The organism is Alcanivorax sp. (genome assembly GCF_002726155.1).
In the GTDB taxonomy this organism is placed as follows: Bacteria; Pseudomonadota; Gammaproteobacteria; order Pseudomonadales; family Alcanivoracaceae; genus Alcanivorax.
Genome location: NZ_PBSH01000030.1, coordinates 1 through 13746, shown reverse-complemented (window position 1 = coordinate 13746; position 13746 = coordinate 1). Strand labels below are relative to the sequence as shown.

Genomic DNA, 13746 nt, shown 5'->3' with positions numbered 1-13746 from the left:
AAAAAGCACCTTCAGTTATTGCTGTTATAGGCTTCAGGGTGGCGCTGCGCATCCGTGTAGGCTTTGCGGGCCAGTGGAATCAATCGCCACTTTTTCGGTGTCAGGGCATGCATGGTGCGATAAGTGCCACACCACAGACGGAAAAGGCGCTCGTCATTAGTCGTCCAGGGAATATGGAAGGTTTCGCGGAACGCATCGGGCAGCGTTGCGCGCAAATTGAATCGCATAAAGCGCCCCATCACGGCGAGGATCATGCGCCAGGCGGTATCGGGTATCTTGCTGTTTGGGGGCTTGGGGATTTCCAGATAATGCTCGGGGCGCATGAGATCCTGCACCACCGCTCCCCACTCAAGCTTGTCGCGGATCATGCCATGGAAGTAATCCCAGTATTCGCTCTCCGTGGCGGGCAGGTCCTTGTCACGGATGCCCATCAGTTTTCCCAGTTGCCGCCATTCGGCAAACATCGCGTGGCGCTGCCGGGTGGTGGGCGACGTGCCGTAAAGCTCATGCATGCGAAGGGTGGCGTCGTAACCGGTGATGTGCACCCAGCTGTAGGCCTCCGGGTCCAGTGCGAAGTATTTTTTGCCGTGCTTGTCGACGCCCTTGATGGAGCGATGCAGGTCGTACAGTTTCACACCCATCTCGATCGCACGCTGGGGGCGCGCATACACGATGGGCCACAACAATTCCGTGGACCGTTTGGCGCGGCCCCAGGGGTCCGTTTTATAGACGGAGTGTTCCCCCACACCCGCATCAATAATCGGGTGCGCCACCTGCAGCACAAAAGCCTGTGGCAGCATCAAATGAAAACGCCAGGAACCGAAATCCTGCCAGGTCAGGGAATCAGGCCCTAAAGGTTGAAGGTCCAGGCGTCGTTCTGTTTGTTCGGCGGTCTGTGTCATGAAGCATTCGATCACTGGCAATGAGACAAATAAAAAAATACGTCTCACACAGACCGAAAAGCAACCCATGCATACAGCTTTCCGCATTATGTTTAGAACAAAAGGATCAATTACCCGTTACTTTGAGTCAGGAAGAATGGGGTTAAAAAGAGGGTCAGGAAGGTTATCAAGGTGCCAGAAGCGGGCGCAGGTAGTCTTCTGCTACCTGACGAACGCTGGCCGCATCGGCCGGGTTTAATATGCCATCAGGGGACAGCACCATGGATTGCATAAGCCGCAACATCAGCTCGGCCATGGGCTCCATGGGCTGTTGCCGTATGGCGCCGTTGTCTTGCTCCACTTGCAACAGCCCGGCCAGATAGATGCGGAAGAATCCCATCATTTGCCACAACCGTTGCGTCAGTAACGGTAAAAGGGTTTCCGGTTCCGAGGTCAGCAACCGCTTCAGCAACGGGTGCCGATGGGCTCGGGTTACCGCCAGTACAAAAGACTCGAGAACGCGCTCAAGACCATCGTCCACTTTCTCCAGGTCGCTCTCTATCATCGCCAGTTGCTGCTGGCATTCACGCAAAATCACCACCTGAATCAACTGGTCCTTGTCCGCAAAACGGCGATAGGCCGTCGCCCGACCAATGCCCGCCCGGGTCGCCACATCCTCCATGGTGGTGCGCCGCAAGCCGAACTCCACGAACAGCGCCAGCCCGGCATCGAGAATTTTCTCGTAGGTTTTGTCACCCTGGGGAACCTGAATATTCTTGAGCAGCGCCTCCGATGCGATGTGTTTGCGCGACATTCCAACCCCCTGTGATTCAAACCGGATACACGAGCAGCCTAAGCGTCACCCTCGTCAGGGGTATATACCTTATGGCTCCCCGGCCCGCAATCATCACACACGGCGGGGGCGGCCAGGCCCCGGCCGCGGCATCGACTCAGGCAGGCTTTACCATCTCCCTTAAATGCACATCGGCGTTACCAAACAGTCCATCCGCTGCGGTCAAACGCTTCACGAAATGGCCCACGCCCAGCTCATCGGTCATGCCCATACCGCCATGGATCTGGATCGCTTCCTGAGCGATCTTGCGACCGGCACGGCCCAACTGGGCCTTCATGGCATGCACGGCCTTATCCGCATCAGCGTGACCTTCCACGTATTTCAGTGTCGACGCCAGCAACAGGGAGCGGGTCTGCTCCATGGCGATGAACATATCCGTCATACGGAACTGCAACACCTGAAACTTACTGATAGACACGCCGAACTGTTTGCGCGTCTTGGTGTATTCCACCGTATCATCAAGCAATACGGACATGCTCCCTACGCTCTCCGCCGACAAGGCCAGCAAGCCTTCCTGCAGAACCGCCTTGGCCACGTCGTACCCCTTGTTCAATTCACCAATACATTCAGCCTGAGACACGCTCACGTCAGCGAAGCGGATTTCCGCCCCCTGGCGACCATCCACCATGCGATGGGGTACACGCTCAATTCCTTCGGCATTGGCATCCACCAGGAACAGGGACAAGCCCTGCTGATCACCCGGCTGCCCAGCGGTGCGAGCCAGCACCACCAACAAGTCGGCCTGGTCACCATTCATGACCGATGCCTTGGTGCCATTCAGCACCACATCATCGCCTTTCACTACACCCTGAAGCGTCGTATTTTCCAGGCTAAAAACCCGTTCGTATTCTTCAGCGGCAAACGCCAACTGCAAGCGGCCTTCGATCAAGGCGGGAATGGTTTTCGCTTGCGTCCCAGCATCCGCCCGGCGCAGAAAACCACCGCCCAACACCACAGTGGCTATATACGGCGACATGATCAGACCTTCGCCCAGGGCTTCCAACAGCACCATGGTTTCCAACGGCCCCATGCCCATGCCGCCGTGTTCCTCTTCAAACGGCACCGCCAGCCAGCCCAGCTCCGCAAGCTGCTGCCAGGTCATTTCATTCAAAGGCATCAGTTTTTTATTCTGCCGATGGGTTTCCACATTACTGTTGTCACGGACAAAACGTTTGGCACTGTCCGCCAACATCTGCTGCTCTTCACTCAATTGAAAATTCATCACGATCTCTCCTTTATTGGCGGACGTTTACAAACCCAGCACAGCTTTGGCGATGATGCCGCGCTGGACTTCGTTGGAGCCGCCGTAAATGGAGCAGGCTCGAGAATTGAGATAATGAGGCATGGCGGTGAGTGCATATTCCGGCCCGATAATCGGCTGCTCGTCACCGGGCACCAGCGCCTGGGGTTGCCAAATCGTCGCCTGCGCCCCCAGAGTTTCAAGGCGCAGCTCCGTGATGGCCTGCAGCAATTCAGTGCCCAGTATCTTGGTCATGGATGACAGTGCACCAGGATCCTTGCCAGCTGACAGCGCCGACTTGATACGCATTTCCGTAAATTCCAGAGCCAGCACATCCGCTTCCAGCTGAGCCAGCTTGTACTGCCACACCGGGTCATCCTGCAACGAACCGAACACTGTCTGTTGTCTGGAGGCCATCATCTTGATCTTCTCCAGCTGCACATGAAGGCTGGGAGCATACTCCTGACCTCCACGCTCGAACGTCAGCAGATATTTAGCGACAGTCCAGCCATCGTTTTCTTCACCGACCCGGTTCTTCTGCGGTACGCGGACATTGTCGAAGAATACCTGGCACTGCTCCGGGACTTCATCCAGCCCCACGATGGGCTCAATGGAAATGCCCGGCAGATCCATATCCAGCAACAGAAACGTGATGCCCTGTTGCGGTTTGCCGTCTTTACGGGTGCGCACCAACGCAAACATCTTGTTGGCATGGTGGGCGTAGGTGGTCCAGATCTTGGTGCCATTGATGATGTAGTCATCACCGTCTTTCTCGGCAAAGGTTTTCAGTGATGCCAGATCGGAACCGGCTCCGGGCTCGGAGTACCCCTGACACCAGAAATGTTCACCACTGAGGATCTTTGGCAGGTATTCCTTCTGCTGCTCTTGAGTGCCGCAGCCAATCAGGCAGGGCCCGCACATGTGCAGGCCCATGGGTACCAGTGGCGGCGTTTCCGCACGCACCAGCTCTTCGGCGAAAATGGCCCGCTGGGTCACACTCCAGCCGGTGCCTCCAAACTCTTTTGGCCAATGCGGTGCCGCCCAGCCCTTGTCGTTCAGGATCGTCTGCCAGGCCATGGCCTCTTTCACCGGTGAAAACACCGATGTCACCATCTTGCCTGCCTCTCGAATTTCATCGGTGAGGTTTTCCTCCAGGAACGTTCTCACCTCATCCCGAAATGATGCTTCCTGTTCCGGCACCTGCAGATCCATGACGCACTCCACTGTTTATAGACTCAATCAGGCCAGTGTACGGGAGGCCATATGAGACACTAATGACGATTCGTGTCACCGGGCTGGCCAAAACCGTCAAAACCCCGGAAATCTGTTTCCAATATGCCCCCAGCCAACCCTCAACATTCTCCCGCCCACCTGGTTTATACTCCCTCCACATTCAATGAACACGATACGGCGCCCATGAGCATCAACTGGTTCCCCGGCCACATGAACAAGGCCATCCGCGAAATCCGCGACATTCTTCCCAAGGTGGACCTGATCATCGAAGTGGTAGACGCCCGCCTGCCCTATAGCAGCGCCAACCCGGTCATCGAGCAATTCCGAGCCGACAAGCCCTGTCTCAAGTTGCTTAGCAAAAGCGATCTGGCCGACCCGGCCGTTACCGAACAATGGCTCGCCCATCTGGAACAGGACCCAAGCGTACGCGCCCTGGCCATCACCACCGAAAAGCCGGAACAAATCCGCAAACTGGTGGATACCGCCCTGAAAATGGCTGGCAAACGCACGGACCGAGCCACCAGCGTCACCGCCCTGATCACCGGGATACCCAACGTGGGCAAATCCACCCTGATCAACAATCTGGCCAGCCGCATCATTGCCAAAGCGGGGAATGAACCGGCAGTGACCCAGCGCCAACAGCGTATCGACCTGCGCAACGGCCTTGTGCTCATCGACACCCCTGGCATCCTCTGGCCCAAAATCGAGAACCCGGACAGCGGCTATCGCCTGGCCCTCTCCGGCGCCATCAAAGCCACCGCCATGCAGGAAGACGACGTGGCCCTGTTCGCCGCCGAATACTTTATGCAGGCCTACCCGGAGTTAATGAAAGAGCGCTTCAAACTGGAGGCTCTCCCGGATGAAGGCGTACCTTTCCTGGAAACCATCGGCAAGCAACGTGGCTGTATCGGCAAAGGCGGCCACGTGGACTTCGACCGCACCGCCGCCCTGCTGATCAACGAATACCGCAGCGCCAAACTGGGCCCCATCACCCTGGAAACCCCGGCCATGGCTGAGCAAGAGCATGTGAAGGTTGCGGAGATTCGGCGCAAGAAAGAAGAAGAAAAAGAGGCAAAGAAGAAGGCACGCAAAGCGGCGTATAAAGCGAAGGGGAAACCCTGATCGGCTGCGTCTCAAGCGGCGCACCGCATACCCCTCTGGAAAAATAATCCGCCCCCAAACGCCAGGCACAAAAAAGCCCGACTGTTTCCAGCCGGGCTTTTTTGTATCTCGATTGGTCGGGACGGGAGGATTCGAACCTCCGACCCCTTGCACCCCATGCAAGTGCGCTACCAGGCTGCGCTACGCCCCGAGATGTGCTTGGCAGACAGAGCAACCAAAGCGGCGAGCATAATAGCGGATTTGATTGGGGGATGGAACCAGTAACGTGTTGGTTGCTCAGGGTTTAAGCGATGGGGGGTTGTCGGGTTTGTCGCTGGCAGGTTAGGCGCCTCGACAGGCCCTCTTACTCGCTGCACTCCCGGGCGTTACCCCACTTCTCTACGTTTCTACAGAAGATGGGGTTTTGTGGAGAGGCAGTTCACCATGCCAAGCATGGTTTCCTACAGTGATAGGGATTATGAGTTGGTCCGGGAGGACATAAAAAAGCCCCGGGAGCAGAGCTACCGGGGCTTTTTTTGCTTGTCGACAAGCAACAAGTCGCTATCTGTCTGGATCAGGAGGCCTTGAGCACGTCGAGAACCTCTTCCATCTCCACGATCATCTGCTTGATGAGCTGATGATACTGGGTGGCCTGCTCCGCGTTGGCACCGCCGGATAGCTGTTGACGGGCACCGCCGATGGTGAAGCCCTGATCGTACAGCAGGCTGCGGATCTGGCGGATCATCAGCACGTCCTGGCGCTGATAGTAACGACGGTTACCACGGCGTTTCACGGGCTTGAGCTGGGGAAATTCCTGTTCCCAATAGCGCAGCACGTGCGGTTTTACGTCACACAGGTCGCTGACTTCACCAATGGTGAAATAGCGTTTTCCTGGAATCGCCGGCAATTCGTCGTTATGACTTGGTTCCAGCATAGGCCTCAACCCGTTGTTTTAATTTTTGTCCTGGACGAAAGGTAACAACCCGACGGGCGGTGATGGGGATTTCCTCACCGGTTTTCGGGTTGCGTCCTGGTCGTTCGCTCTTGTCCCTGAGATCGAAATTGCCGAAGCCGGAGAGCTTCACCGGGATATTGTTTTCCAGTGAATGACGGATCTCTTCAAAGAACATTTCCACCATTTCTTTTGCTTCACGTTTGTTCAGGCCTAACTCTTCGAACAAACGCTCGGCCATATCCGCTTTGGTCAGCGCTCCCATTAATAGCTCCCTACCCTTCCTTAATTCAGTCCCTTAAGGCGGCGTTAAACTGTTGTTTTAACTGGGATACTACGGCATCCACCAGGTCATTCACCTCTTGATCCTTAAGAGTGCGTGAACGGTCCTGGAAGGTCAAGCCCAAAGCAAGGCTTTTACGATTTTCACCAATGCTATCGCCTTGATATATATCGAAAATCTTGACCCCGGTGAGACGGTCGTCACAGGCAGAGCGAACCGCAGCGATCAGATCCCCTGCGGGGACGTTGTCTTCTACCACAAAGGCCAGATCACGGCGCATCCGCGGCTGGTCAGACACGGCCTCAAAGCTGGGCAGACAACCTCGTTGCAACGGCGCCTGCGCCAGTTCGAAAGCATACAATTGACCCGGCAGATCCAGATCAGCGGCCAGGCGCGGGTGAATCCGCCCCAGGAAACCCACCACCTCACCATCACGCTTCAATGCCGCAGTCTGGCCTGGATGCAGCGCCGGGTACTCGGCAGGCTCAAAGCTGAACGCCTGCGCATCGGACAACCCCAGCAACGCTTCCACGTCCCCTTTCAGGTCGAAGAAATCCACCGGGCGCTTGCCTTCCCAGTTCTGCGGTTGGGCACTGCCGTAGAGCAGGCCAGCGATCATCGGCGTCTGCTCCAGGCCGCCTTCCACGTCTGGCGAATCGGTGGGCACAAAACGCAGGCCCGTTTCGAACAAACGCAGGCGGTCAGCCTGCCGGTTCAGGTTGTGGCGCGCAGTGCTGAACAGGCCCGCCAGCAGCGTGGTGCGCATAACGCCCAAATCTGCAGAAATGGGATTGAGCAACGGCAGCGGCTTCACGCGGGGCTCGACTTTCGCCAGCAGACCCGGCTCCACAAAGGTGTAGGTAATCGCTTCCTGGTAGCCGCGATCCATCAAGGTGTCCGCCAGACGACGCACGGCCACGATCCGTTCCGGCACGGTCTCACCGGAAGGCGAACCCGCCGGCACCCGACTAGGCAGCTTTTCGTAGCCATAAATGCGCGCCAACTCTTCGATCAAATCCTGCTCGATGGCCATGTCGAAGCGCCAGCTGGGAGCCAACACGGTCCACCCCAAGCCGTCTTCATTCGAGGAGATATCCATGCCCAGACGGCCGAGAATGTCTTCCACCTGCTGGGCGGGCAAACCCATGCCCAATAAGCCTTCGATCCGCTCAGCGCGCAATGTCAGCTCGGCCTGCTTGGGCAGCTGCGCTTCGTCCACCGCTTCGGTGACAGGGCCAGCCTGGCCACCTGCAATTTGCTGGATCAGGGCAGTAGCGTACTCAATGGCATCGCTCTGCAGTTGCGGATCCACACCGCGCTCGAAGCGGTGGGAGGAGTCGGTATGCAGCCCATAAGAGCGAGCCTTGCCGGCAATCGCCAGGGGGGCGAAGAAGGCACATTCCAGGAAAATATCCTGGGTATCCGTGGTCACGGATGACGGTTTGCCGCCCATTACTCCAGCGAGCGCAAGCGCCGTGTTGTCGTCAGCAATTACCAGGGTATCGTCCCGTAGCGTCAGCTCCTGATCATCCAGGGTGGTAAGCGCCTCATCCGCTTTGGCCTTACGTACGGTGATGCCACCGCTGAGCTTGGCCAGATCGAACGCATGCAGCGGCTGCCCCAGTTCCACCAACACATAGTTGGTTACATCTACGATGGGGTCGATGGTACGCAGGCCCGCACGGCGCAGGCGCTCCACCATCCACAGCGGGGTGGCAGCGTTAACATTCACTCCCTTGATGACCCGGCCCAGGTAGCGGGGGCAGCCGGCGTTATCCGCCAGCGTTACGCTCAATGCATCATCAATGGCCGGCGCCACCTTGCTGATGGCCGCCTCGGTGAGCGGGCTCAGGTTCATGACGCCCACTTCCCGGGCGATACCACGCAGGCTCAGGCAGTCAGCCCGGTTAGGGGTCAGATCCACTTCGATGATGGTGTCGTCGAGGCTCAGGTAGTCGCGGAAATCGGTGCCTACCGGGGCGTCTTCCGGCAGTTCCATGAGGCCATCGATCAGGTCTTCCAGGCCCAGTTCCGACGCGCCGCACAGCATGCCATTGGATTCCTGGCCGCGCAGCTTGGCTTTCTTGATCTTGAAGTCACCGGGCAGCACCGCACCGACCTGGGCGAAGGGCATCTTCAGGCCCACACGCACATTGGCTGCACCACACACCACCTGCACCGTGTCAGCGCCATTGGTCACCTGACAGACGCTGAGTTTGTCGGCATCCGGATGCGGTTCGCAGCTTTCCACCTGCCCGACCACCACGCCGGTAAAATCCGGGGCGGCCGGTTCCACCCCGTCCACTTCCAGGCCGGCCATGGTCAATTGCTGCACCAGGGTGTCGGTATCCACGGCGGGGTTTACCCACTCCCGCAACCAGGCTTCGTTAAAACGCATGTCGTGATTCCTTTAACTTGTTCGCGGGAGACGTTAGCTGAACTGGGACAAAAAGCGGGTGTCGTTTTCAAAAAACAACCGCAAGTCGTTCACGCCATAACGGAGCATGGCGATACGCTCGATCCCCATACCAAAGGCAAAGCCGCTGTACTCTTCCGCATCAACGCCACCCGCTTCCAGTACCTTCGGGTGCACCATGCCGCAGCCCATGATTTCGATCCAGCCGGTGTGCGAGCACACCCGGCAGCCATCGCCACCACAACTCACGCAGCCCACATCCACTTCCGCGCTGGGCTCGGTGAACGGGAAATAGCTGGGCCGAAAACGGACCGGCAAGTCTTCCACTTCAAAGGTAAAGCGCAGGAATTCCGCCACAGTGCCACGCAGATCGGCGAAGGTAATACCCTTGTCCACCAACAGGCCTTCCACCTGATGGAACATGGGAGTGTGGGTCAGATCTGAATCACAGCGATACACCCGGCCCGGCGCAATAATCCGGAACGGCGGCTTGCCCTGCTCCATCACCCGTACCTGTACCGGTGATGTATGGGTGCGCAGCAGGCGCCCATCACCGAAATAGAAGGTATCGTGCATGGCCCGTGCCGGGTGGTGGCCGGGGATATTCAAGGCCTCAAAATTGTGGAAGTCATCTTCCACTTCCGGACCTTCGGAAATATCAAACCCCAGACGCAAAAAGAAATCTTCAATGCGGCGACGCATACGATTTACCGGGTGCAGACCTCCAGGCATTTCACCTCGACCCGGCAAGGTCACGTCCACGGTTTCGCTAGCTAACTGTTCATTCAAGGCAGCTTCTTCCATGGCACTTTTGCGCCCGGCAATAGCGTCCTGAACCTTCTGCTTGCCTTCATTGATGACGGCGCCGGCCTGCGGGCGCTCTTCTGCGCTCAGCTTGCCCAGCCCCTTCATCAAGGCACTGATTTCACCTTTTTTGCCCAGGTACTTCACCCGCACATCGTCCAGCGCCCGAATGTCGCCAGCCTGCTCGACCTCTGCCAAGGCAGCGTCAACCAGGGCATTGAGATTTTCCATTTAGATTCCTCCGCCTCACGCAGCACGCTTCATACAACACTGCAGGCCCTCTCCCCGTGTTGCATGAAGCGTGTCGCTTGTTGCGTCTCTTTTACCAACAAAAACGGGGGAAGAGCGCGAACTCTTCCCCCGTTGAATGCACTACTACGCAGCTGCGTAACAGTCGATCAGGCGGTGAGACTCGCTTTGGCTTTTTCGGCCAAAGCGCTAAAGGTTGCCTGATCACGGACAGCGATGTCCGCCAGTACTTTACGGTCGATATCAATGGACGCTTTCTTCAGCCCATTGATCAGACGGCTGTAAGAGAGGCCGTTCAGACGCGCAGCGGCGTTGATACGCACAATCCACAGACGACGGAACTGACGCTTGCGAACCTTACGGTCGCGGTAGGCGTACTGACCGGCTTTGGTAACGGCCTGTACCGCTACACGGAATACACGGCTGCGGGCACCGTAGTAGCCTTTAGCCTGCTTGAGAATCTTCTTGTGCCGACGACGGGCCTGCACACCACGTTTTACTCGTGCCATTTTTTAGTCTCCAGATCCGTAAAAGTTATGCGTAGGGCATCATGCGTTTAACAAGAGCCACATCATTCTCGTGGACTTCCTGCTTCGGACGCAGTTTACGAATAGTCTTGGAAGACTTTTTGGTCAGAATGTGGTTTTTGAATGCCTGCTTGCGCTTGAAACCGGAGGCGGTTTTCTTGAAACGCTTGGCAGCCCCACGATTTGTCTTGATTTTAGGCATGGTACCTTCTCAAGTTGGTGAATAAATTAAACAGTCGATCAGGACTGTTTCTTCTTTTTGCCCGGGCCGAGCACCATGATCATCTGGCGCCCTTCCATGTTCGGACGTTGCTCAACAGAACCGTACTCTTCCAGGTCCTTCTCGATACGTGCGAGCAGTTCCCGGCCCAGTTCCTGGTGAGCCATCTCCCGACCGCGGAAACGGACGGTGATTTTCGCTTTGTCGCCGGCCTCAAGGAAACGAATGAGGTTACGCAGTTTCACCTCATAGTCACCAATGTCGGTGCCGGGACGGAATTTGATTTCCTTGACCTGAGTCTGGCGCTGTTTCTTACGCCCCTCTTTGGCCTTCTGTTTTGCCTCGAACAGATGCTTGCCGTAATCCATGATTCGGCAAACCGGCGGTTCTGCACCAGGGGAGATCTCCACCAGATCCAGCTGTTTAGAGGTGGCCTTTTCCAAGGCATCCTGCAGGCTGACGATACCGACCTGCTCACCGTCCACATCAATCAACCGAACTTCGGTTGCCTGGATTTGCTGATTTGTATTGGCGCGCTGCTCGCGGCCTTTGCCTCCACGCTTAATGTCGTGAACCTCCAATCTGTGATCGAAAACGAGGCGAGTAGCCTCACCGCCTCAGTAAATAGGCGCGCATTGTATGCCACCACAACGGGCACAACAACCCCGGCCCTTATCTGGCCGGCGTACGCAACTGACTGAAACGGAATGAATTCTGGCCGGTTGAGAGACTCCTCTCACTCTAGGCAACTGCACAAACAGGGCCTGAATGCCGGCAAGGGGGCGTATTTTAAGCAAATCTGGACACTTTTCAAGCAATCACCATCATGCTTTGCAGGAAATCCTCTCTTCCCCCATGTTGTAGAGATTATTAACCCCGACAACAACCCCCGATACCAGTGCCGTAGCCGGCAACAACAGGAGGGACCCCATACCGGTTGAGCTGTCATGGCTGCCAGTTGCGCTGGCCACATTGATCGGCATCAGTGCCATCCTGTTACTCAGGGTTTGGCATGGAGATACATATGAAGAGTCCGTAGTCGGCACAACAACACAGCCAGAGACAACCGCAGCCATCAACGCGATAAGCAATACGATCAATCGCTTTTCCATAAGCAATTTCCTGAATTCAGTCTATTAATACTAGATCAAGCAGGAAGGAAAAACTGCATCCAGCAACAAAAAAGGCGGCCTACGGCCGCCTTTTTCCCCTACTCCCACTCTATTATCAATAAGAATTTTTTATCTTTTATTTTCAATAGCTTATTTTACTGATAATCGGTAATGCCATGAAAAATACCATACTCAGAAATTCCTTGAAAATAATTTCATTTTTTTACTGACAGCCCCTCTCAACAGGGTCAGAACCAGCCAAACCGGGTAAAAAAACCACCAACCCTGTGGAGACGCCCATCCCCGCTACTGTCGGCAAAAAGGTATAACGCTGACGCTAACCATTTTACCGTATCTCCCCCGACCCAACCTAAAGAGTTTTCAGTCCCCCTCGATAAGCCTGCCGAAATGCTCAGGGCAAGTGTCGGGAGTTCATTGCGCACCAATGATACTATCGTGCTCTCGAAAAACAGCGGGAACAGCCTTAAATGCGCGAACAACTGGAACGATATCAAGTCTGGCTTTATCTCCTAGCCATCTTGGCCGGCATGGCCATCGGCTGGATGTCACCAGAGCAGACCCGTCATTGGGAAGCGCTACTTTGGCCCGCACTGGGCGTTCTCCTGTACACCACTTTCACTCAGGTACCACTGATACATCTCAGGTCGGCATTTCATGATCGCCGCTTTCTGGCCGCTTTGCTGACGGGCAATTTTATTCTGATACCAGTGGTCGTTGGTCTTCTATTGTGGTTGTTACCGGATGATCCCGCTATTCGTCTCGGCGTGCTGCTGGTACTGCTGGTACCCTGTACGGACTGGTTTATCAGTTTTACCCATCTCGGTGGCGGGGACGGTGCCCGGGCCATCGCGGCCGCGCCGATCCTGCTGATTGTGCAGCTCATTTTGCTGCCTGTTTACATCTGGCTCTTCATGGGCAATATCGCCATTGAACTGGCGGTTGGCAGCCACTTGCTGCCAGCCTTCTTCGGACTGATTGTCACTCCGCTGATCCTGGCCTGGTTAACCGAACGGCTGACGGAAAAGCACCAGCGAGCGCAAACACTGGTGGACTGGCTTGGGTGGCTGCCCGTGCCATTGCTGGCGCTGGTGGTGTTTCTGATTGCCGGCTCCCAGGTCAGCCTGGTGATCGACAATGGCGCCCTGCTGTGGTCCGCGCTCGTGGTCTTTGTACTTTATCTGGTTGCCGCTGCTGTTATCGGCAAGGGGCTCAGTGAGCTATTCGGGTTCACACCCACTATCGGCCGCACACTCACGTTCAGCTTTGGTACCCGAAACTCCTTCGTTATGCTGCCACTGGCCCTGTCACTGCCGGAGCCCTGGCGTGCCGCTATCGTTGTCATTGTGTTCCAGTCCCTGGTCGAGTTGTTCGGCATGGTGGCGTATCTGCGCTGGCTGCCGCGCCTGATCAGGAATGCCGACTGAGCCGGGAACGCAGCCTTACCCGGCGCAACAGGACAATTGAATCACATCCGTGGTAAAAGTCTGGGCGCAGAGCTTGAGCCCTTCCACCATGGTCAGTAGGGAAACAGCTCTTCAGCCAATTCCTGCACGGTCATATTGGTCCGCATCGCCATGACCACCGGCATGGCGCGAAGATCGAACATAACGTCGCCGCCGGCCATATTGATCCCGGCCCGGCCGCCCCCCGGCGGCGGCCACATAGACGAACTGCGGTTGGTCGGTGCAATCGCCCGCCACTCAGGGCAGCGCACTACTGACTCACGTAACACCATGGGTGGGCCAGTCGTTTCAATGTGGTTGCCTTTCTGCTAGGCTCACGATCAAATTCCGGGACCACTTGCATGATTAAACGCTGTTTCATAGTCGCAATGACGCTGTTGATTGCTTTGCA

The 13746-nt window shown here is 56.5% G+C and carries 14 protein-coding genes and 1 tRNA gene; 2 read left to right on the top strand and 13 right to left on the bottom strand.

The window, feature by feature from the left end:
- Positions 1 to 11: 11 nt before the first annotated feature.
- The 4 genes from CL546_RS08595 to CL546_RS08580 all read right to left on the bottom strand — a co-directional run bounded on the left by CL546_RS08595 (position 12) and on the right by CL546_RS08580 (position 4186).
- Positions 12 to 902, bottom strand: coding sequence for an oxygenase MpaB family protein (locus CL546_RS08595; RefSeq protein WP_290494135.1), 891 nt, complete (start codon positions 900 to 902; stop codon positions 12 to 14).
- 166 nt (positions 903 to 1068) lie between these two features.
- Positions 1069 to 1695: a TetR/AcrR family transcriptional regulator gene (locus CL546_RS08590; protein WP_290494134.1), complete on the bottom strand. Its 627-nt coding sequence runs from the start codon at positions 1693 to 1695 to the stop codon at positions 1069 to 1071.
- 136 nt (positions 1696 to 1831) lie between these two features.
- On the bottom strand, positions 1832 to 2956 hold the full coding sequence (locus tag CL546_RS08585; RefSeq protein WP_290494133.1) for an acyl-CoA dehydrogenase family protein: 1125 nt from the start codon (positions 2954 to 2956) through the stop codon (positions 1832 to 1834).
- Between the two features lie 27 nt (positions 2957 to 2983).
- Positions 2984 to 4186, bottom strand: a complete 1203-nt coding sequence (locus CL546_RS08580; protein ID WP_290494132.1) for an acyl-CoA dehydrogenase family protein — start codon at positions 4184 to 4186, stop codon at positions 2984 to 2986.
- Positions 4187 to 4390: 204 nt separating this feature from the next.
- On the opposite strand from CL546_RS08580, the gene ylqF reads away from it, so the two are divergent.
- On the top strand, positions 4391 to 5329 hold the full coding sequence (gene ylqF, locus CL546_RS08575) for a ribosome biogenesis GTPase YlqF (protein ID WP_290494131.1): 939 nt from the start codon (positions 4391 to 4393) through the stop codon (positions 5327 to 5329).
- A 113-nt stretch (positions 5330 to 5442) separates the two neighbouring features.
- Here ylqF and CL546_RS08570 read toward each other — a convergent pair.
- From CL546_RS08570 to CL546_RS08530, 9 genes are all read right to left on the bottom strand, one after another.
- Positions 5443 to 5519, bottom strand: a tRNA-Pro gene (locus CL546_RS08570).
- Between the two features lie 363 nt (positions 5520 to 5882).
- Positions 5883 to 6242 (bottom strand): MerR family transcriptional regulator, encoded by a 360-nt coding sequence (locus CL546_RS08565; RefSeq protein WP_007149838.1) that lies wholly within the window; start codon positions 6240 to 6242, stop codon positions 5883 to 5885.
- Positions 6223 to 6525 carry an integration host factor subunit alpha gene (ihfA, locus tag CL546_RS08560; protein ID WP_007151347.1) on the bottom strand — a complete coding sequence of 101 codons (303 nt, stop codon included), beginning with the start codon at positions 6523 to 6525 and terminating at the stop codon, positions 6223 to 6225. Before ihfA ends, CL546_RS08565 begins: the two co-directional genes overlap by 20 nt.
- A 25-nt stretch (positions 6526 to 6550) precedes the next feature.
- Entirely contained in the window at positions 6551 to 8941 is a 2391-nt protein-coding gene (gene pheT / locus CL546_RS08555; protein ID WP_290494130.1) for a phenylalanine--tRNA ligase subunit beta, read from the bottom strand.
- Positions 8942 to 8974: 33 nt separating this feature from the next.
- A complete protein-coding gene (pheS, locus tag CL546_RS08550) occupies positions 8975 to 9994 on the bottom strand; it encodes a phenylalanine--tRNA ligase subunit alpha (protein WP_290494129.1) in 1020 nt (339 codons plus the stop codon).
- 167 nt (positions 9995 to 10161) lie between these two features.
- Entirely contained in the window at positions 10162 to 10521 is a 360-nt protein-coding gene (gene rplT / locus CL546_RS08545; protein ID WP_007151143.1) for a 50S ribosomal protein L20, read from the bottom strand.
- 25 nt (positions 10522 to 10546) lie between these two features.
- Complete coding sequence (rpmI, locus tag CL546_RS08540; protein WP_007149690.1) at positions 10547 to 10741, bottom strand: 50S ribosomal protein L35; 195 nt, start codon at positions 10739 to 10741, stop codon at positions 10547 to 10549.
- Between the two features lie 38 nt (positions 10742 to 10779).
- Positions 10780 to 11340 carry a translation initiation factor IF-3 gene (infC, locus tag CL546_RS08535; RefSeq protein ID WP_290494128.1) on the bottom strand — a complete coding sequence of 187 codons (561 nt, stop codon included), beginning with the start codon at positions 11338 to 11340 and terminating at the stop codon, positions 10780 to 10782.
- Between the two features lie 243 nt (positions 11341 to 11583).
- Entirely contained in the window at positions 11584 to 11871 is a 288-nt protein-coding gene (locus CL546_RS08530; RefSeq protein ID WP_290494127.1) for a hypothetical protein, read from the bottom strand.
- A 488-nt stretch (positions 11872 to 12359) separates the two neighbouring features.
- Here CL546_RS08530 and CL546_RS08525 point away from each other — a divergent pair, with 488 nt between their 5' ends.
- Complete coding sequence (locus CL546_RS08525; RefSeq protein WP_290494126.1) at positions 12360 to 13316, top strand: arsenic resistance protein; 957 nt, start codon at positions 12360 to 12362, stop codon at positions 13314 to 13316.
- Positions 13317 to 13746: the final 430 nt, after the last annotated feature.

Coding starts and splice junctions, on each gene's coding strand:
- pheT (WP_290494130.1), bottom strand. CDS start 8,941: ATGCGTTTTAACGAAGCCTGGTTGCGGGAGTGGGTAAACCCCGCCGTG.
- CL546_RS08565 (WP_007149838.1), bottom strand. CDS start 6,242: ATGCTGGAACCAAGTCATAACGACGAATTGCCGGCGATTCCAGGAAAA.
- CL546_RS08595 (WP_290494135.1), bottom strand. CDS start 902: ATGACACAGACCGCCGAACAAACAGAACGACGCCTGGACCTTCAACCT.
- CL546_RS08590 (WP_290494134.1), bottom strand. CDS start 1,695: ATGTCGCGCAAACACATCGCATCGGAGGCGCTGCTCAAGAATATTCAG.
- CL546_RS08585 (WP_290494133.1), bottom strand. CDS start 2,956: ATGAATTTTCAATTGAGTGAAGAGCAGCAGATGTTGGCGGACAGTGCC.
- ihfA (WP_007151347.1), bottom strand. CDS start 6,525: ATGGGAGCGCTGACCAAAGCGGATATGGCCGAGCGTTTGTTCGAAGAG.
- pheS (WP_290494129.1), bottom strand. CDS start 9,994: ATGGAAAATCTCAATGCCCTGGTTGACGCTGCCTTGGCAGAGGTCGAG.
- ylqF (WP_290494131.1), top strand. CDS start 4,391: ATGAGCATCAACTGGTTCCCCGGCCACATGAACAAGGCCATCCGCGAA.
- CL546_RS08530 (WP_290494127.1), bottom strand. CDS start 11,871: ATGGAAAAGCGATTGATCGTATTGCTTATCGCGTTGATGGCTGCGGTT.
- CL546_RS08525 (WP_290494126.1), top strand. CDS start 12,360: ATGCGCGAACAACTGGAACGATATCAAGTCTGGCTTTATCTCCTAGCC.
- rplT (WP_007151143.1), bottom strand. CDS start 10,521: ATGGCACGAGTAAAACGTGGTGTGCAGGCCCGTCGTCGGCACAAGAAG.
- rpmI (WP_007149690.1), bottom strand. CDS start 10,741: ATGCCTAAAATCAAGACAAATCGTGGGGCTGCCAAGCGTTTCAAGAAA.
- CL546_RS08580 (WP_290494132.1), bottom strand. CDS start 4,186: ATGGATCTGCAGGTGCCGGAACAGGAAGCATCATTTCGGGATGAGGTG.